We start from the raw sequence: 18,036 nt of genomic DNA, 5'->3' as shown, positions 1-18,036 counted from the left end.
AGACAGCATCCAGGCAGTGGGATTTTGTCGGAGTGAACCTGTAACGAATGGACGCAGCCAATCAGCCATAACGGCGCTGTTGGTGCTGTGCTCAGTGCTCGAGGGGTGTTCGATTGTCGAACAACATCCCGGACGAAGCACAAGAGGACTCGCCGGGTGACGAGAAATCTTGTTCCCTACGCAGGCGCTAACCTGATCAGGTTCAACGGGATCCGAAATTATTCGATCTCAGCCTCATAGCAAGGCACCCCGACAAGAACCCGGCCAGTCTAGACACAACTGGCAGAGAACGCCAATACCGCTGCAAACACCATGATGAATGGCGCATTCCGGATTGTTCACGCCCTCTTGCACAACTACACTCGCTACGCCAAGCCACGCATTGACGTGGTACGTGCCGCGCCTTAGCCTTGGCGCTCAAATTATTTGTGTAATATTAATTCTAGGGAACGCCTATGCTGCGCAAACTCTCACTGGCCATTGCCGTGTCTTGTGCGTCCAATGGAATGGCCTGGGCAGCAGAAGCGCCCGTATCAAACAAAAACGATCTGGTCAGCGTCTACCAGGAAGCGAAGGCCAACAACGCCGACCTCGCGGCGGCCATTGCTCAATACGGCGCACAGAAAGAAGTCGTGCCCCAGGCCCGTGCCGGCCTGCTGCCCAATCTTTCGGGCGGTGCCGAACTGGCTAACGTGCGCACCTCGATCGATCAGCCTTCGTCGACGGCCAATCGCGCTGCAAATTCGTATCAGGCCACCCTGGCGCAGCCGCTGTTCCGTGCCGATCGCTGGTTCCAGTTTCAGGCCGCCAAGGACGTCAACGAACAGGCCGCCCTGCAACTCTCGGCCACCGAGCAAAACCTGATCCTGCAGACCGCTGAAAATTACTTCAACGTGCTGCGCACCCAGGACAACCTGGCGTCGACCAAGGCCGAGGAAGCGGCATTCAAACGCCAGCTCGACCAGTCCAACGAACGTTTCGATGTCGGCTTGTCGGACAAGACCGACGTGCTCAACTCTCAAGCCAGCTACGACACCGCACGCGCCAACCGGATCGTTGCACAGCGCCAGGTAGATGACGCGTTTGAAGCACTGATCACTCTGACCAACCGTCAGTACAATTCGATTTGGGGCGTCACCCATAGCCTGCCGATCTTGCCACCGTCTCCGAACGACGCCAAAGCCTGGGTCGATACGGCGGCCAGACAGAACCTGAATTTGCTGGCCAGCAACTACGCGGTCAGTGCCGCCGAAGAAACCCTCAAGCAGCGCAAGGCCGGCCACTTACCGACCGTCGACGCCGTGGCGAAATATGAAAAAGGCGACAACGACGCGCTGGGGTTCAGCAACCCGAACAACCTTCCTCAGGCGTACGGTGGCAACGTCGAGCAAACGACGCTGGCCCTGCAACTGAGCATCCCGATCTACAGCGGTGGCCTGACCACCTCCCAGGTGCGCCAGTCGTATGCACAGCTGGACCAGACCGAGCAGCAACGCGAAGCGCTGCGTCGGCAGATCGTGGAAAGTACCCGCAATCTACACCGCGCAGTGAACACTGACGTTGATCAGGTTTCGGCGCGCAAGCAATCGATCATCTCCAACCAGAGTGCGGTAGAAGCGACCGAAATCGGTTATCAGGTGGGGACACGCAACATCGTCGACGTCCTGGATGCGCAGCGTTCGCTGTACACCTCGGTACGCGACTACAACAACACCCGCTACGACTACATCCTCGACAACCTGCGCCTCAAACAGCAGGCCGGCACACTGAGCCCGGGAGATCTGGAAGACCTGAAGCGTTATCTCAAGGCCGACTACAACCCCGACAAGGACTTCCTTCCACCGGGCCTGGCGAAGGCAGCGGAAGAGCAATTAAAAGCAAGACCTGAGCAGTAACAGGTCATCACTGCGGTGAGGGGGCTTACCCTCTCACCACATTTATTAGCGATCGATCAACCGCCCCAGCCCATCCAGCAACCGCTGCAACGCCCCTTGATTGGTGCGCATCACCTTAAGCCCCGCCTCTGCCATCCGCTGCGCATCGCGCGGCAACTCGAACAGCCGCTGCACCGCCAACGCCAGGCCTTCGGCATCCTCCACTTCCTGCAACGCCCCGGCGCTACGCAATTGCGTGGCGATTTCGAGGAAGTTGAACAGGTGCGGGCCGCTCAGGACTGGCTTGGCCAGCGCGGCCGGTTCCAGCAGGTTATGCCCGCCGTTCGGCATCAGGCTGCCCCCCACAAAAGCGCTGTCGGCCAAGGCGTAGAGAAACAGCAACTCGCCCATGGTGTCCCCCACCAGAACCGAGGTGGCCGAGGTCACTGGCTCTCCTGTAGAACGACGCAGTGTGGCAAAACCCTGTTGCTGACACAGTTCGAACACCGGGTTGAAACGCTCTGGATGGCGCGGTACCAGAATCAGCAACGCATCGGGATGATTGACCAGCAACTGACGATGGGCCGCGAGGACCACTTCGTCTTCGCCTTCATGGGTACTGGCGGCGATCCACACCGGTCGTTCAAGCGCCTGCCACTGAGTGCGCAGTTCGACGGCACGTTGCAGCAGTTGCGGGTCGATGGTCAGGTCGAACTTGATTGAGCCGGTGACCTCTACGGTTTCAGGACGCGCACCCAACTCTTGGAAGCGCTGGGCTTCGGCCTCGGTCTGTACCGCGAACAGGCTCATCTCGGCGAGCATCGGCTGCGTCAGTTTGCTGAAGCGACCATAGCCCTTGGCCGAGCGTTCGGACAGCCGCGCATTGGCCAGTGCCACGGGAATCCCGCGCCTGGCACATTGGTGAATGTGGTTGGGCCAGAGTTCGGTTTCCATGATCACCGCCAGGGTTGGCCGGACCCGATCCAGGAAGCGCGCAGCGGCGCATGGCAAATCGTAGGGCAAGTAGCAGTGTTGAATGCGCGGCTCATTGGCGAACAAGGCCAGGATGCGCTCGGACCCGGTCGGGGTCATGCAGGTCACGGTAATCGGCAACTGTGGATAACGTTGCAGCAAGGCGCGAATCATCGGCGCTGCGGCAATGCTTTCGCCCACCGACACCGCGTGCACCCAGATACCGCCCGGCGTCATCACCGGCAGTCCGACGGAGAAACGCTCGCCAATACGCTTGGCGTACGCCGGCGCCTTACGCGCCCGCAGCCACAGCCGAATCGCTACCAGTGGCAGCCCCAGGTAAAACAGCGCGGTATAGAGAGTTCTATTCATGGCGGCGGAGTTTATCGGCTTTTCTCGCCGATCGCCTGCAAGTGCACGGCAAAACGTTCCGCCAGCCAGCGAGCCGCCGGGCCCAGCGGTTCATCACGACGCCATACCAACTCCACCACCAGCGCCGGCGGGGTCCATTCGCTGACCAGTTCAACCATCAAGTCCTGATACGCCGGGTATTGCACCACATGCCGTGGCAACCAGGCCCAACCGAGGCCGCGCACCAGCCATTCGGCCATCACGTAGAAGCTGTCCGCGCGCCAGACTTGTGGGCTGGCCGGTTCGCTACCGGGATAGACGCTGGACTGTGTGGACATCAGCAACTGGCGATGCTGCGCCAGAGCCTGACAATCGACGTGTGCCTGTTTCGCCAGTGGATGCCCGACGCCGCACACCGTGACCATCTCGACGCGCCCCAGCACTCGCCGCTCAAGGGCCTCGGGGATTTGGTCGTGATAAAACAGCAATCCCAGATCGGCCCGGCGCTCCACCAGCTTGCGCGCCACATCGCCTTGGGCGGCGCTGGTCAGTTGCACTTCGAGGCTGGGAAATTTTTCGGCCAGGGCTTCGAAGCTTTCGATGATCGGCTGATAGGGCATGGCCTCATCCTGTGCCACGCGCAGACGAGCTTCCTGGCCGCGCATCATGGCCAGCGCGCGGCCATTGAGGCGCTCACACTGACGCAACACTTCCCGCGCCTCTTCCAGCAATGCGTTGCCGGCCTCGGTGAGTTTCGGCTGACGGCCACTGCTGCGGTCGAACAGGCTCACGCCCAAGTCTTCTTCCAGCAGTGCAATCGAACTGCTGACCGCCGACTGCGCCTTGCGCTGATTGCGCGCCACGGCAGAAAAAGAACGCTGCTCCGCTACGCTGACAAACAACCGCAGTTGCTCAAGATCCCATTGCATAGGCCAACCCATCTTCATGGCAGATAGGTAATGACTTTACCGCATCTGAAGAGTCTCTAAAATGCCAACCTCAGAAAGCAACACTTCACACGAGGATGCCCCCATGACCGCTTACTACTACTTGGCCATCGCCATCTGCGCCGAAGTGATCGCGACCGTTTCGATGAAAGCCGTCAAAGGTTTCAGCACCCCGCTGCCGCTGATTCTGGTGATTGTCGGCTACGGCATTGCCTTCTGGATGCTGACCCTGGTGGTGCGCAGCGTTCCGGTCGGCGTCGCTTACGCGGTGTGGGCCGGCATGGGCATCGTGATGGTCAGCGTCGCGGCGCTATTTATCTATGGGCAGAAGCTGGATGTGCCGGCGATGCTGGGGATGGCGTTGATTGTGCTGGGCGTTGTGGTGATCCAGCTGTTCTCCAAAACCGCAGGCCATTAGGCCCAAACCACAATCCATTGTGGGAGCGAGCCTGCTCGCGATAGCGTCATGCCCGTCGACATCTATGCAAGCTGACACACCGCTATCGCGAGCAGGCTCACTCCTACAGGTTTGCATCCCTCCAGTTGATCACCGACAAGTCCCCTTTTCTTCGAGTCTGTATACTGCGCCCTCGTCTTGAACACTGAGGTCGCCGCATGCCATCCGTTATTTCCACCGACGTTCTGATTGTCGGCGCTGGTGTCGCCGGCCTCTGGCTGAATGCGCGTCTGCGCCGCCAGGGTTTTTCGACCGTGCTGGTGGAAAGCGCCAGCCTCGGCGGCGGGCAGAGTGTGAAGTCCCAGGGCATCATTCACGGCGGCGCCAAGTACGCGTTGCATGGCGCCCTGACCGGGGCGTCGGAAGCCATTGCCGACATGCCCCGCCGCTGGCGTGCAGCGCTGGCGGGCGATGGCGAACTGGACCTGTCCGGCGTGCGCCTGCTGTCCGAAGCCCACTACCTCTGGTCCCCCGGCACGCTCGCTGGCAACCTCACCAGTTTCTTCGCCAGCAAGGCCGTGCGCGGCCGAGTCGATCAGGTCAAGGGCGAGCAACTGCCACCGGCCCTGCAAGACAAACGCTTCAAGGGCAAGGTCTATCGCCTGGCAGAACTGGTGGTCGATGTGCCAAGCCTGATCCAGCGCCTGGCCGATCTGGCCGGAGATGGCCTGCTCGCCGGACAGAAGATCGAACCGCTACTGGAAGGCAACGCTCTGGTCGGCCTCAAGGTCGATGAACGCGAGATTCGTGCCCAGCGCATTGTCCTGAGCGCCGGCGCCGGTACGGCGGCGTTACTCGAAGCGTTGGGGCTGAGTCAGCCCGCCATGCAGCGCCGGCCGTTGCACATGATCATCGCCAAAGGCCCGGGCCTTAAACCGTTGTACGCCCATTGCCTGGGTGGCGGCACCAAACCGCGCCTGACCGTGACCACTCACCCGGCGGCCGATGGCCAGTGGGTCTGGTACATGGGGGGCGATATCGCCGAAGCCGAAGGCGTTGCTCGAGAACCCGCTGAGCAAATCGCTACGGCCCAGCAAGAGCTCGGACAGTTACTGCCATGGATCGACCTGAGCACCGCGCAATGGGCCACCTTGCGTGTGGACCGCGCCGAGCCGCTGCAATCGGGGCTCACCCGCCCCGACAATGCCTTTCTCGCCGAACAAGGTCGCTTGATGGTGGGCTGGCCGACCAAACTGGCACTGGCGCCGGACTTCGCCGACCGGGTCATCGCCAGCCTGACGCGCGACGGCATCCAGCCAAGCCAGACTGAGCCGCTGCCGCCGCTGCCAAAACCACCGATGAGCGTTCCGGCCTGGGATCAACTGCTGCCATGAGCCAACCAACCCTGCACGAACTGCACCGCCCGCTGGGCAGCACCGGCCTGCTGGTTTCACCGCTGGGCCTGGGCACGGTCAAACTCGGCCGCGACCAAGGCGTGAAATACCCCAACGGCTTCCAGATTCCCGACGACGACGATGCGCGCAGGCTGCTCAAACTCGCCCGCGACATGGGCATCAACCTGATCGACACCGCACCGGCCTATGGCCGCAGTGAAGAACGCCTCGGCCCACTGTTGCGTGGCCAGCGCCAGGACTGGGTGATTGTCAGCAAGGTCGGCGAAGAGTTTACCGACGGCCAATCGAGCCATGACTTCAGCGCCGCCCACACTCGACTGTCGGTGGAGCGCAGCCTGCAACGCCTGGAAACCGATTTTATCGACCTGGTGCTGGTGCACTCCGACGGCAACGATCTGGCGATCCTCAATGACAGCGAGGTCTACGCGACCCTCGCCAATCTCAAGGCCGAAGGCAAGATTCGCGGCTTCGGTTTTTCCGGTAAAACCGTCGAGGGTGGTTTGAAGGCTCTGGAGCAAGGTGATTGCGCCATGGTCACCTACAATCTGAACGAGCAGAACGAGAAGCCCGTCATTGACTATGCTGCTGCTCACGGCAAAGCCATCCTGGTCAAAAAAGCCCTCGCCAGTGGTCATGTGTGCCTGAGTCCAGGCGTGGACCCGGTGCGCGCCAGCTTCGAATTGTTGTTTGAACATCCGGGTGTTGCCAGTGCTATTGTCGGGACCATTAATCCGCTGCACCTCGCCCACAACGTTGCGACCGTTGCCCAGGTCCTCCGTAGAAACTGATGCCGCCCACGCGGCCTTAAGCAGGAGCCGACATGCCGCGTACGCTCATTAGAAAGAACCCGAGCAACTTCAAGACCCTGCCGTTGTACGTCGAAGCGACTCCCGAAGGCTTGAGCTATCAGAGCGTCGGGATGCCGCTCAATTTCTCCCAGACCCTGCAACGTCGCCGCCCCGTGACGGTGGCTAACACCGAGCGGTTTGCGCTGGAACTGGCCAATCTTGGCGTCTCGGTGCGCCTGACCCTGCATTGGCAGAACCGCGATTACTGGGTGCTGGTGCGTCAGCGTCGGCAAGACCGTGGCGACGTGGTGCTCAAGCTGATCTCCGGCTACGTACCGGCCCATGAGCTGAACCTGCCGTTGCACACCGCGATCCAGGAAATTGCTGAGGAATGCCTGCTGGAAACCCCGGAAGGCTGGCTCGGCGGGCGTTTCAACGACACATGGCTGCCGGCACCCTACGCCAGCGCCCTGCATTACCGCGAGGCGCTGCCGTTTCGCCTGACGCCGTTGTCCGGTTCGGCGCGGCCGGTGCGCTGCGCCAAGCTTCAGTTGATCGAACGGCCGCGCGCTTACGTACATCTGCCCACCGCGTCGTTGCAATTGATCTATGACTTGCGCCTGGACGTGCCTAAAGAAGCCAAATCCCTGAGCCTGTTTCATGTCGATGAGCGACTGGAAGGCGATCAACTGGTCGCCCGGCTCGACCGCAAGCGCCCCGATTTATACCTGATGCCATTGCAGGACGGTCAGCCGATGGCCGAGCTCTATACCTTGAAGAAAGATCAACTGTACCCGGCGAGTACTCGTGGCTTGTTTCTGGCGGAGAGCTTTGCCCGGCAGGAAGGCTGGGTAGTGCGTGATGAGCGGATTCGCTGGAAGGATTGGGTGCGGCAACAGGGCTTGAGCCCACCGGGGAAAGATTCAGGTTTGGCGCGGTTGCGTGGGAAGGCGAAGCAATTGCTGAAGAGAATCGTACCGCGTAAAAAAGTCAGCTCTTAAAGCAAAAGGTCAAAAGATCGCAGCCTCGTTTCACTCGACAGCTCCTACAGGGAATCGCATTTCAATGTAGGAGCTGTCGAGTGAAACGAGGCTGCGATCTTTTAGGCTTCACTCGGATTGGCGGATTTTCTCGACAATCGCAGTAGTCGAGCTGTTTTCCACCAGCCCCAGCACTTTCACCGTGCCGCCGTAAGCAGTCACGATGTCTGCGCCGACCACTTGGTCAATCCCATAATCGCCACCCTTGACCAACACGTCCGGCTTGACCGCACGCAGCAGGTTTTCCGGGGTGCCTTCAGGGAAGCTGATCACCCAATCCACTGCGCCCAAACCGGCCAATACCGCCATTCGACGGTCAACGCTGTTGATTGGACGACCCGGACCCTTCAAGCGGCTGACCGAAGCATCGTCGTTGACTGCAACGATCAGACGATCGCCCTGGGCCCGTGCCTGCTCAAGGTAGGTCACGTGGCCGGCATGCAGAATGTCGAAGCAGCCATTGGTGAAGACGATCTTCTCTTTGTGCGCACGCGCATCGTCGACCGCCAGCAATAGCTGCTCTAGGCCCAACACGCCGCGCTCCGACCCCTCTGCACGCTGAATGGCGCGGCGCAGTTCCGGCGCGCTGATGGCCGCCGTACCGAGTTTGCCGACCACGATGCCCGCCGCCAGGTTGGCCAGGGCCACTGCGTGCGGCAATTCTTCGCCAGCGGCAATCGCGGCTGCCAGGGTAGAAATCACGGTATCGCCGGCACCGGTCACGTCAAACACTTCACGGGCGCGGGCCGGCAAGTGCAGCGCCGGGTGATCAGGGCGCAGCAACGTCATGCCGTGTTCGCCACGGGTCACCAGCAAGGCGCCGAGGTCGAGGTCGTGCATCAGCTGCGCGCCCTTGCTCACCAGCTCGTGCTCATCGGCGCAACCACCGACGATGGTTTCGAACTCGTTGAGGTTCGGGGTGATCAGGCTTGCGCCACGGTAGATCGAAAAATCCTTGCCCTTGGGATCCGCCAGCACCGGAATACCACGGGCACGTGCGGCCTGGATCAGCACCTGATGGTTTTTCAGTGCGCCTTTGCCGTAGTCGGACAGCACCAGCACCTTGATGCCTTCGAGCAATTCATCGACTTGCTCGCCAAGCGCCAACGCATCGGTGGCGAAGGGTTCTTCAAAGTCGATACGCAGCAGTTGCTGGTGACGACTCATGACCCGCAGCTTGACGATGGTCGGCTGGTGCGCAATGCGCTGGAATATCGCCCGAACGCCAGCACCCTTGAGGCTATTGGCCAGGCTGTCGGCAGCTTCGTCGTCGCCGGTCACGCCGACCAGCGAGGCCGGGGCACCGAGCGCGGCAATGTTCAACGCAACGTTGGCGGCACCGCCCGGGCGGTCTTCGATTTGCTCGACCTTGACAACCGGTACCGGCGCCTCAGGGGAAATCCGTGAGGTACCACCATGCCAGTAACGGTCGAGCATGACATCGCCGACCACCAAGACAGGGGCTTGATCGAATCGCGGCATGGACAACTTCATGGAGCAACCCACATACAAAATGAACAGGGGCGCGATATTACCACAGGGTTGGCGTGGCCTTGCGCATGGCATGAACGAGGTCGTAAAAAGCAAAAAAAAGCAGCCTGGTCAGGTTCAAAGAACCTCAGGCTGCATTTTTTTCAGACTGTCATTAAAACTGACGGATGCCGAGGGTCAGGCGATGTCTTCAGTCGGAGCGTCGAGGCCCATGGCGTTCAGGCGGGCGTAGTAACCGTTTTGCGCCAGAAGCTCGGCATGGGTGCCGCGCTCGACAATCCGGCCCTGATCCATCACCAGGATCAGGTCAGCCTTTTCGATGGTCGACAGACGGTGAGCGATTACCAGCGTGGTCCGGCCTTTCATCACTTGGTCCAGCGCCGCCTGAATGTGGCGCTCCGATTCAGTGTCGAGCGCCGAAGTGGCTTCGTCGAGAATCAGCAACGGTGCGTTCTTCAACAGGGCCCGTGCAATGGCCAGGCGCTGGCGCTGACCGCCGGACAGCAGCACACCATTCTCGCCGACCTGGGTGTCCAGGCCTTCGGGCAACTGCGCGATGAAATCCATTGCGTAGGCATCTTTCGCGGCTCTTTCGATCGCGTCACGAGGTGCGCCAGCCAGGTCGCCATAAGCAATGTTATTGGCCACCGTGTCGCTGAACAACGTCACATGCTGGGTCACTTGGGCGATGTGCTTGCGCAGGTTCAGCAGTTTGTAATCCTCCACCTCAACATCATCAATCAGGATCTCGCCCTTGTCGTGGTGGTAGAAGCGTGGAATCAGGTTGGCCAGGGTCGACTTGCCGCTGCCGGACCGTCCGACAAGCGCTACCATTTGCCCAGGCTCGGCCGAGAAACTGATGTCATTGAGTACCTGGCGATCGGTGCCAGGGTAGGTGAAGCTCAGATTGCGCACGTCCAGGCGGCCGCTGACGGCATCGCGCTCCACGGTGCCGGTATCGACTTCAGGCTCGACGTCCAGCTGTTCGAAAATACTCTCGGCACCCGCCACACCTTTCTGGATGGTCGAGCTGACTTCGGACAATTGGCGGATCGGCTTGGGCAACAGGCCGGCCAGGGTGATGTAGGCAACCATGTCACCAGCCGACGCATCGCCGCGCAGGAACAGCACCAGGAACATCAACACCGCCATGGCGCTGTAGATCACCAGTTGCAACAACGGCGTGTAAATGGCACCGGTGCGCGTCATGCGCAGTTGTTTGTCGGTGTTGCCCTGACTGGCTGCGAAGAAACGCTTCTCTTCGTAGACTTCACCGCCAAAGCTGCGCACCACGCGATACCCCTGGATGGTTTCCGACGCCACGTGGGTCACGTCGCCCATGGCCACCTGGATTTTCTTGCTCTGCTTGCGGAATTTCTTGCTCGCGGTGCGCACCATGATGGCGATCAGCGGCAGGATGGCGATCATGACCAGCGTCAGGCGCCAATTCATGAACAGCAGCGAGGCAAACAGGAAGATCACTGTCATGCCTTCACGGATTACGACCTTGATCGCATCTGTGGCCGCCCCGGTGACCATCGTCACATTGAAGGTGATACGCGAAATCAGATGACCCGAGTTATGCTTGTCGAAATAGCGATTGGGCAAAACCAGCAGGTTATTGAACAACTGCACCCGCAAGTCATGGACAAGCCCGAGGGAAACCTTGGCCAGAAAGTAGTTGCCCAGATATGATCCCAGCCCCTGCCACGCGGCGATCAGAATGATCAGCAGCGGCACAGCCTGCAACAGTTGCAGGTCGCGCAGGTAAGGCACAGAGGGGAAAAGCACTGCCTCAGGATTGGACAGGCCATCGACAAAGTATTTGAGAATGTAACCAAGCATCGGCTGGGTCGAAGCGAAAATCAAAAAGCCGACAATGCTGATCAGAAACAGACTGATGTACGGCCGGACATAGCCGAGCAGGCGGAAGTAGATTTTCAAGCTCGATGGGCTTGCGGAGAGACTGGAGTCGGCCATATCACGCGTTTGTCGATAAAAAGGACGCTGACTTTAGCACAGCTTCTTCAGGGTTCTGGCAATCGACTAAAGGCTGTTATTGTTAGGCATCGAATTAAGTATCAAATAGCCATCACCCCGGAATGCCCGATCAACTTCAGGATTGAATCTCTCAGTATGCAACTCAGCGGTTTCAATAGTGCGTCAAATCGAGTTTTCGATTTCATCTGCCTCTGGATTCTTCCACTTGGCTATCTCTTGCTTCTATGCGCATTGTTTTTCTTGCCGGGCCGGAGTCTGCACCACAAACTTTATTATGGCCTGTTCAGCATTCCGGTGCTGATTGCCCTGTGTCTGCGTCCCCGCGAACTCAAAGAATTGTGCCGCGAGCCGATCTTCATTGCCGTGGTGGTGTTCGCGGCCTGGGCGCTGGTGAGTTTGTCCTGGGCACCGGGACAGGAAAGCTTCTCCAGTCAAGTCAAAGCACCGCTGCATATCCTGATGCTGTTCGCTGGCTGCTACTTGCTGGTGCGCTATCGCAGCGAAATCATTCACCCCCTGCTGTTCGCCGCGGCATTGATCGGACTGGTCGGCACCGTCCATAACCTGTTCGTTTTCGCCCGCATGTACGAGCCGGGTATGCGTTTGATCGGTGGCGGTGCGTTCGACAACCCACTGCTGAGTTCTCACATCTATGGCTTTTATGCTGCCTACTGGCTGAGCATGAGCATGATCTGCAAGCGCCGCCTGATGCTCTGGTTGAGTCTTCCGGCGATGGCAATCATGTTTGCCGCCGTGATCGCCACTGGCTCCAGAACGCCTCTGGCTGCACTGACGATGGCGGGGCTCTGGCTGGGCTTCATTTGCTGGAACCGCCGCTCCGTCATATTGCTGGGCGCATTGGTTGCCAGCGGCGCCGCGCTTTATGTGCTGTTTGCGCGAATGATCATCGAACGCGGCGATTCTTATCGCTTCGAAATTTGGCAACTGGCTATCAATCAAATAGCCGATCACCCATGGATCGGTCATGGTTATAGCGCCAACCTGGCCATCGACCCCGGCGTCGGCGTCAGCTTTCAGGAGCCCCACAGCTTTGTCCTGGGCGTGCTCTTTTACGTCGGTGTTGTGGGATTGCTGCCATGGTTGTTTTTCCAGGCCTGGAGTTTGCTCAGCAGTTGGCGAAATCGCGTGCAACCACTGTTCATCATCGCCTCGACCTGGCTGATATTCGGCATCGGCGCAGGCTTGACCGAGGGCGGCGGCATCATCTCCCGGCCGAAGGAGCACTGGTTTCTGCTCTGGATTCCGCTGGCGCTGATCGCCGCGCTTTGCATTAATCAACGCGCCAGACGCTTGTTGGCGATGCCCATCAAGACACTGACGCCAACGGCCCAGCAACAATTGACCGCCAATGCGCAGGTGATCGAAGAAGATGGCCTGGGCCCCAAAGTCTTGCGCCTGCTCGATGGCAGCTTCCTCAAGCTGTTCCGCTGCCGTCGCTGGTACACTTCAGGCAGTTTCAACCCCTACTCCGAACGCTTTGCCGTCAACAGCGAGCAGCTGCGCAACATGGGGTTTGCGACCCCGCCGATTCTTGACCTTTATCGCCTGGCAGACGGCAGCAGCGCCGTGCACTATTCACCGCTGCCCGGCAATACGCTGCGCCAGGTCTTGCAAGGCATAACCGCACCCGCGGTGCGTGAGGCGCTGGTGGAGCGATTCGGCAAGTTCATGGCTCAACTGCATGAACAGGGCGTCTATTTCCGTTCGCTGCACCTGGGCAACGTTCTGGTGCTTGAAGATGGAGAGTTCGGCTTGATCGATGTGGCCGACCTGCGCATTTACCCTTCTTCGTTGAGCCTGGCCCTGCGTCAGCGCAACCTGCGCCATATGCAGCGTTACACCGTAGACAAGCGCTGGCTGTTCCAGGAACACTTTGAAGCACTGCTTCAGGGCTATGCCATGACGGCATCCAAGTCCGCTGTTGATAACCTGCACAGACTAGTGCTGACCGGGAGCTCCCCGGTCAAGGCTCATTGATGACTGAAACCAATCCTCTCATTGCGCTAGCAGCTTATCTGCTGGCCATTGTGACCGGCGCCCTGCTGTTACGCGCCGTACCGAAAATCGCCCGTCAAATCGAACATTCCAGTGAAAGCCGTTATGCCAGCATTGATGGGCTACGCGGTTATCTGGCGTTCGGCGTGTTCGTACACCATGCGATCATTACCTTGATCTTCCTGCGCACGGGTGTGTTTGATTTTCCGCCGAGCAATTTCTACTCACAACTTGGCCAAGGCAGTGTCGCGCTGTTTTTCATGATCACCGCTTTCCTGTTTTGGAATCGATTACTCACCCAGGGACGTCAACACGACTGGCTGGCTTTTGCAGTATCGCGGCTGTTTCGCCTGTACCCGTTGTACTTGCCGCTGATGCTGATCGTGTTTGTCACGGTGTTCTACCTGCAGAACTGGGAACTCAAGGACTCAGGGATCCAGTTCTTCGGCCAGATCCTGGCCTGGCTGACCTTCGACCGGCCGGACGTCAACCAGTACTACCAAACCGGCGTGCTGATCTCCAACGTCACCTGGACTTTGGGTTACGAGGTATTTTTCTATCTGGCATTGCCCCTCGCCGCCTTGGTGTTTATCTACCGAGGCAGCTGGAAGCAAACGGTGTTGTGCCTGATCGGCATTTACGCACTGTATGAACTGGTCGGCCTGGAGCACTCGCTGAAAAAACATTTTCTCGCGAGCTTTCTCGGCGGCATCGGCGCTGCGTATTGGGTTCGCCAACCGAAACTGGTGGCCTGGGGTCAGACTCGAATGGCGGGGATTATCGCGCTGCTGGCATTGGCAATTGCCTTCACGGCATTCAACCGTGCTTTCAGCCCGAAGCCACTGCTGCTCATGTCGTTGTTTTTCGTGATTGTGGCGTCCGGAAACACCCTGTTCGGTGCGCTGAAACCACGCAGCATCCGTTGGCTCGGCGAAATCAGCTACAGCACCTATTTACTGCACGGCTTTGTGCTGTGGGTGTTCATCCAGCGCCTGCCGCTGGTGCTTGATCTGGATGCGCGTGACATCTGGACCTTTCTGCCGCTGCTGGCCCTGTGCAGCTGCCTGCTGATCATCATCAGCAGCCTGACGTTCCTGTACATTGAGAAACCGGGCATAACGGCCGGCAAGAAGGCCTTGCTGTGGCTGCGCCAAGGCAATCAAGCCAACAGGATTCTGACGGAGAAGATCGCTGGCTGAAGCTGACGCACACCTTGTAGCTGCTGGCGAAGCCTGCGGCTATAAGGCGCATGGAGGCTGGGTCAGTCTTTTTCCAGCGGCGAGAAGTACAGCCGCCCCAGACCGCGCCAGGTCTTCTTGTTCCAGGCCTTGAACGGGATCTGCGCCAGCAGTTCGCGGGCCAGCTTGCGGTCACGGTTGGCGGTCTTGAGGAACATTGAGCTGAGGAACTTGTAGCGAACCTCGTCGTACAGTGGATGGTCGCTGAACAGCGCGTAGGTACGCAGGATGCTGTCGATCATGAAGCGGTGGTTCTTGTAAGAGTTGGTGGCGTGTTTGCGATAGCGCGCCATCAGCACATTCAGGCCATCGATAAAGTAACCGGCATGGGTCACCTTCAGTTCGATCAGCAAATCTTCCAGGCGAATGTTCGGATCGAACCCACCCACCTTATCCAGCGCCTCCCGACGGATCATCAGGGTCGGGGCGGGTGGATAGGGTTTGCGCTCCAGAAACATGTCATCGAAATCCAGACGACGAAACGGCACATCACGACGCTGACGCTTCTCCGGGTACAGATTACCGTCGGCGTCGATCAGCTCGATATTGCCGGCGCAGATACCAACCTCGGGCTTGCCATCCATGTGCTCCACCTGAGTGGCGATGCGCTCTGGCAGCATGATGTCGTCAGAACCGAACGGCACGATCAGACTGCCCTTTGAACGGGCGATGGCACCGTTGAGGGTATTGGTCAGCCCCTGGTTCTGTTGAACCCGGAAATCGAAACCGTGTTGTGCCTGCAAAGCGTTGATCCGTTCAACGCTGTTGTCGCTGGAACCGTCGTCGACCACCAACAATTCGATGTTCTTATACGTCTGGTTGAGGACGCTGAGAATGCTTTCCTCGATGTAGCGAGCGTGGTTATACGACGCAATGATGACCGTGACGAGAGGTTGCGCGGCGCTCATGGTTGTTCCTTGCGGGCCTGTTCCAGGCCGGAGTCAATCAGGCTCAGGTATTCCTGACGGAACACCTCGATGTCGTGTTGTTCCTGCAGATAACGGAAGGCCTGCTCGCCCTTGGCCTTGAGCTCGACATCCGACAGCCCGAGGTAGTTATCCAGCGCTGCGACCAGGCTCGGCACTTCCTTGGGCGTAATCGCCACCCCCCCCGCCCCTTCAATCAGCGGCAGCATGGCAGGCACGTTGGATGCAATCACCGGCAAATGACCGCTCATGCCTTCGAGCAGCGCCAACCCGAGGCCTTCAGCCAGGGACGGCATGGTCCAGATGTCGAAGGCGCGAATGTACTGCAAGGCGATTTCCTTGAAGCCCAGAAGGTGTGCGCGCCCGGTCAGGCCCAAGCGTTCGATCTCGGCATTCAGGCGCGACTCTTCGCGGCCGGCACCAATGATCGCCAACTGTGTGTTCGGGTACTTGTCCTTGAGCGCGGCAAACGCCTGCAACAGATAGGTGTGACCCTTGACCGGTACAAGACGCCCCAGAGCACCAATCAAGCGCACCGACGGATCGATCCCCAACAATTCGCGGGCACGCTCGCGGCTATGTTGCAAACCTTCGGCCTGCTCAATGTCGATGGCGTTGGTGATCGCGTAAGTATTCTGATCGGTAAAACCGCAGTCGCAGTCCAACAGGTACTGTTTGACCGCCGGCGACACGCCGACAAAACGCCAGTGACGATCGATCAGGCGCTGGGTCTGGCGGCGCCGGTAAAACCGGTCGTACTCACCAAAACCGTGAGAAATGCCGATGCACAGCGGCACTTTCAACCAACGGTTAAGCGTCAGCATCATGTTCACGGGCTTGAAGCGGTTACAGATCACCACGTCGAATTTTTCCGCGCGGCAAAACTTGTACAGCGTCCACATCGCCCGCAAGCGCATGCCTTTGAGGGACTTGTCGGAAAACTCGAAGTACACCGAACGGTCCGCCCGGCTTATAGCCTCACCTGGCCCGGGCTTGCCGCGCAGGAACGCCGCCGTCACTTCGTAGCGATCACCGGGCAGCGCCTTGACGATCTGCTCCGCGAGGTCGGCAAAATCATGGGCTTTGACGTTGTAGTCAGGCTGCAATTGCAGAACCTTTAGCCGCTGGCTCATAACTCTCCCCGCTGCGAAGCGTTGATTGGTGTGTGCTTGAGTATCCACAAGAGCTCGTGACGCCGAACGGCCTTGCGAAAGAATTCGTTTTCACCGTAGGCCGGCGGCTTCCGCCTGGCCAGTAGCCGCTGGATTAATCGGCGCAGGCGTCGCTTGAACGGCATCGACGGTTGCAGGTCATGCATCATGCCCAACGCCATGGCTTTGTCGCGCTGAAGGTCCAGCGACAGCGGCAGGCAGCAAGGCTGCATTGGCGTCGCCGCGTCGAAGGCTGGCGGCAACGCGATACCATGACCGGCATCGCCCATTGGCCAGCGGTCGTTGTCGTGCAAATGGTTGGCGTAGCCGAGCAGTGTGGTCGGCTGCCATTCCAGGCCTTTCAAGGCTTCGAGAACCGCTTGTTGGGCACAGATATGATCGGGATGCGGATCGAGGGTCGGGTGCGGCAGTACGATCACGTCAGGGCGCGCACGCAGCAGTACTGCACGCAGATCGGCCAACAGGTTGTTCCAGGTCGGCGCACCGTCGGCATCGCCCGGCAGGGCAAATGGATTCAACTCGCGAAACAGCCGAGTGTCACTCATGTCCGCTTCTCGCGAACCGACCGGTTGCGTCGGCGCGGCCTGCATCGCTGCCAGTTGCAGACAGAAGTAACCCAACTGCACGCAATGAGCCTGCGGCACACCAGCCCAACGCGGTACGGCAATGCTGTCCCAAGCGCGCAAACGGCCCTTGAGCCGCGACGCCTCGACCTTGTTCAGGCCGATCTGTTGGTAGTGTTCGGCTTCGATTTCACCGGCCGTCAGTGTCACGATCCAGGCTTCATCGGCCTGGCTGTACAAACCATAGGCAGCCAGCTCGGCGTCGTCGGCGTGGGGAGCGATCACCATCACCCGTTGCCGGCGGAAGTCGGGTTGTTCCAGTGCCCACAATACCGGCTCGCCGAACAGGCGGCAGTAGCGTCCACGCAGGCGCAACTCACCACGCGACAGCACTTGCGCCTGACCACTGAGGTTCAGGTAACGCAGGCCATTCGCGCCGCGCTCAAAGGTTTGCCGGTCCGGATTGTCACCACCCGACAACTCCACCAACGGGTCGATAAAGCGCCCCAGCCAGGTGCTTTTCACCCGTAGCGCCAACACCAGCGTGGCGTCGTCGACCAGCATCACGCCTTCGTCCAGGCGCAAGCGCTCGCCGTCCAGATGCACCTTGGGTTGTGGGGTGTAGGGCGGGAAGCTGTATCGGTAATCGTCTTTTGGGGAATAAAACAGGTGGTCAGCGAACCAGGCCTCGTGGGCAATCCAGCCCAGCACCGCACACACCAACGGCAACCACCAGGCCACCAGCACGCCGATGGCAATCAACAGCATCAGCGCGATCAACAGGCTGATACGTTTGTTGCGCCGATGGCGCTTGAGCAGTTGCTGTTTGCGGCTCATGGGTTCAC

The 18,036-nt window shown here is 59.5% G+C and carries 14 protein-coding genes and 1 riboswitch; of the genes, 7 read left to right on the top strand and 7 right to left on the bottom strand.

Annotation, left to right across the window (positions count from 1 at the left end; translation table 11 throughout):
• Positions 1-156: 156 nt before the first annotated feature.
• Positions 157-262: riboswitch (TPP riboswitch) on the bottom strand.
• A gap of 193 nt (positions 263-455) precedes the next feature.
• Complete coding sequence (locus KGB06_RS23805) at positions 456-1,895, top strand: TolC family outer membrane protein (RefSeq protein WP_223520105.1); 1,440 nt, start codon at positions 456-458, stop codon at positions 1,893-1,895.
• Between the two features lie 45 nt (positions 1,896-1,940).
• Here KGB06_RS23805 and waaA read toward each other — a convergent pair whose 3' ends face one another.
• Together waaA and KGB06_RS23795 are read right to left on the bottom strand one after the other, a co-directional pair.
• Complete coding sequence (gene waaA, locus KGB06_RS23800) at positions 1,941-3,218, bottom strand: lipid IV(A) 3-deoxy-D-manno-octulosonic acid transferase (RefSeq protein ID WP_223520103.1); 1,278 nt, start codon at positions 3,216-3,218, stop codon at positions 1,941-1,943.
• Positions 3,219-3,229: 11 nt separating this feature from the next.
• A complete protein-coding gene (locus KGB06_RS23795; RefSeq protein ID WP_223520101.1) occupies positions 3,230-4,126 on the bottom strand; it encodes a LysR family transcriptional regulator in 897 nt (298 codons plus the stop codon).
• A 103-nt stretch (positions 4,127-4,229) separates the two neighbouring features.
• Here KGB06_RS23795 and KGB06_RS23790 point away from each other — a divergent pair, with 103 nt between their 5' ends.
• The 4 genes from KGB06_RS23790 to KGB06_RS23775 all read left to right on the top strand — a co-directional run bounded on the left by KGB06_RS23790 (position 4,230) and on the right by KGB06_RS23775 (position 7,745).
• Positions 4,230-4,562 (top strand): DMT family transporter, encoded by a 333-nt coding sequence (locus KGB06_RS23790; protein ID WP_008027887.1) that lies wholly within the window; start codon positions 4,230-4,232, stop codon positions 4,560-4,562.
• Positions 4,563-4,759: 197 nt separating this feature from the next.
• A complete protein-coding gene (locus KGB06_RS23785; protein WP_223520099.1) occupies positions 4,760-5,935 on the top strand; it encodes an NAD(P)/FAD-dependent oxidoreductase in 1,176 nt (391 codons plus the stop codon).
• On the top strand, positions 5,932-6,744 hold the full coding sequence (locus KGB06_RS23780) for an aldo/keto reductase (RefSeq protein WP_223520097.1): 813 nt from the start codon (positions 5,932-5,934) through the stop codon (positions 6,742-6,744). The genes KGB06_RS23785 and KGB06_RS23780 overlap by 4 nt, the downstream gene beginning before the upstream one ends.
• Positions 6,745-6,776: 32 nt before the next feature.
• The gene (locus tag KGB06_RS23775; RefSeq protein WP_223520095.1) at positions 6,777-7,745 is read left to right on the top strand and encodes a metal ABC transporter ATPase; all 969 of its coding nucleotides are present in this window, start codon (positions 6,777-6,779) and stop codon (positions 7,743-7,745) included.
• Between the two features lie 108 nt (positions 7,746-7,853).
• Here KGB06_RS23775 and hldE read toward each other — a convergent pair whose 3' ends face one another.
• Both hldE and msbA read right to left on the bottom strand, forming a co-directional pair.
• Positions 7,854-9,278 (bottom strand): bifunctional D-glycero-beta-D-manno-heptose-7-phosphate kinase/D-glycero-beta-D-manno-heptose 1-phosphate adenylyltransferase HldE, encoded by a 1,425-nt coding sequence (gene hldE / locus KGB06_RS23770; protein ID WP_223520093.1) that lies wholly within the window; start codon positions 9,276-9,278, stop codon positions 7,854-7,856.
• 174 nt (positions 9,279-9,452) lie between these two features.
• Positions 9,453-11,255, bottom strand: a complete 1,803-nt coding sequence (gene msbA, locus KGB06_RS23765) for a lipid A export permease/ATP-binding protein MsbA (protein WP_223520092.1) — start codon at positions 11,253-11,255, stop codon at positions 9,453-9,455.
• A 156-nt stretch (positions 11,256-11,411) separates the two neighbouring features.
• Here msbA and KGB06_RS23760 point away from each other — a divergent pair, with 156 nt between their 5' ends.
• Together KGB06_RS23760 and KGB06_RS23755 are read left to right on the top strand one after the other, a co-directional pair.
• Positions 11,412-13,274 (top strand): bifunctional O-antigen ligase/aminoglycoside phosphotransferase family protein, encoded by a 1,863-nt coding sequence (locus KGB06_RS23760; protein ID WP_223520090.1) that lies wholly within the window; start codon positions 11,412-11,414, stop codon positions 13,272-13,274.
• Positions 13,274-14,491 carry an acyltransferase family protein gene (locus KGB06_RS23755; protein WP_223520088.1) on the top strand — a complete coding sequence of 406 codons (1,218 nt, stop codon included), beginning with the start codon at positions 13,274-13,276 and terminating at the stop codon, positions 14,489-14,491. The genes KGB06_RS23760 and KGB06_RS23755 overlap by 1 nt, the downstream gene beginning before the upstream one ends.
• 62 nt (positions 14,492-14,553) lie before the next feature.
• Here KGB06_RS23755 and KGB06_RS23750 read toward each other — a convergent pair whose 3' ends face one another.
• The 3 genes from KGB06_RS23750 to KGB06_RS23740 are packed head-to-tail and all read right to left on the bottom strand — an operon-like array spanning position 14,554 to position 18,028.
• Positions 14,554-15,438 carry a glycosyltransferase gene (locus KGB06_RS23750; protein WP_223520087.1) on the bottom strand — a complete coding sequence of 295 codons (885 nt, stop codon included), beginning with the start codon at positions 15,436-15,438 and terminating at the stop codon, positions 14,554-14,556.
• Positions 15,435-16,589 carry a glycosyltransferase family 4 protein gene (locus KGB06_RS23745; protein WP_223520085.1) on the bottom strand — a complete coding sequence of 385 codons (1,155 nt, stop codon included), beginning with the start codon at positions 16,587-16,589 and terminating at the stop codon, positions 15,435-15,437. Before KGB06_RS23745 ends, KGB06_RS23750 begins: the two co-directional genes overlap by 4 nt.
• Entirely contained in the window at positions 16,586-18,028 is a 1,443-nt protein-coding gene (locus tag KGB06_RS23740) for a PIG-L deacetylase family protein (protein WP_223520083.1), read from the bottom strand. The genes KGB06_RS23745 and KGB06_RS23740 overlap by 4 nt, the downstream gene beginning before the upstream one ends.
• Positions 18,029-18,036: the final 8 nt, after the last annotated feature.

The sequence above is a fragment of the Pseudomonas sp. GL-B-19 genome (assembly GCF_019956415.1).
GTDB lineage: Bacteria > Pseudomonadota > Gammaproteobacteria > Pseudomonadales > Pseudomonadaceae > Aquipseudomonas.
The sequence above is the reverse complement of the archived record's forward strand: the minus strand, read 5'-3'. Positions and strand labels throughout refer to the sequence as shown.

Excerpts from the sequence above, each read along its gene's own strand:
- KGB06_RS23805 (WP_223520105.1), top strand. The coding sequence starts at position 456 with ATGCTGCGCAAACTCTCACTGGCCATTGCCGTGTCTTGTGCGTCCAAT.
- waaA (WP_223520103.1), bottom strand. The coding sequence starts at position 3,218 with ATGAATAGAACTCTCTATACCGCGCTGTTTTACCTGGGGCTGCCACTG.
- KGB06_RS23795 (WP_223520101.1), bottom strand. The coding sequence starts at position 4,126 with ATGCAATGGGATCTTGAGCAACTGCGGTTGTTTGTCAGCGTAGCGGAG.
- KGB06_RS23790 (WP_008027887.1), top strand. The coding sequence starts at position 4,230 with ATGACCGCTTACTACTACTTGGCCATCGCCATCTGCGCCGAAGTGATC.
- KGB06_RS23785 (WP_223520099.1), top strand. The coding sequence starts at position 4,760 with ATGCCATCCGTTATTTCCACCGACGTTCTGATTGTCGGCGCTGGTGTC.
- KGB06_RS23780 (WP_223520097.1), top strand. The coding sequence starts at position 5,932 with ATGAGCCAACCAACCCTGCACGAACTGCACCGCCCGCTGGGCAGCACC.
- KGB06_RS23775 (WP_223520095.1), top strand. The coding sequence starts at position 6,777 with ATGCCGCGTACGCTCATTAGAAAGAACCCGAGCAACTTCAAGACCCTG.
- hldE (WP_223520093.1), bottom strand. The coding sequence starts at position 9,278 with ATGAAGTTGTCCATGCCGCGATTCGATCAAGCCCCTGTCTTGGTGGTC.
- msbA (WP_223520092.1), bottom strand. The coding sequence starts at position 11,255 with ATGGCCGACTCCAGTCTCTCCGCAAGCCCATCGAGCTTGAAAATCTAC.
- KGB06_RS23760 (WP_223520090.1), top strand. The coding sequence starts at position 11,412 with ATGCAACTCAGCGGTTTCAATAGTGCGTCAAATCGAGTTTTCGATTTC.
- KGB06_RS23755 (WP_223520088.1), top strand. The coding sequence starts at position 13,274 with ATGACTGAAACCAATCCTCTCATTGCGCTAGCAGCTTATCTGCTGGCC.
- KGB06_RS23750 (WP_223520087.1), bottom strand. The coding sequence starts at position 15,438 with ATGAGCGCCGCGCAACCTCTCGTCACGGTCATCATTGCGTCGTATAAC.
- KGB06_RS23745 (WP_223520085.1), bottom strand. The coding sequence starts at position 16,589 with ATGAGCCAGCGGCTAAAGGTTCTGCAATTGCAGCCTGACTACAACGTC.
- KGB06_RS23740 (WP_223520083.1), bottom strand. The coding sequence starts at position 18,028 with ATGAGCCGCAAACAGCAACTGCTCAAGCGCCATCGGCGCAACAAACGT.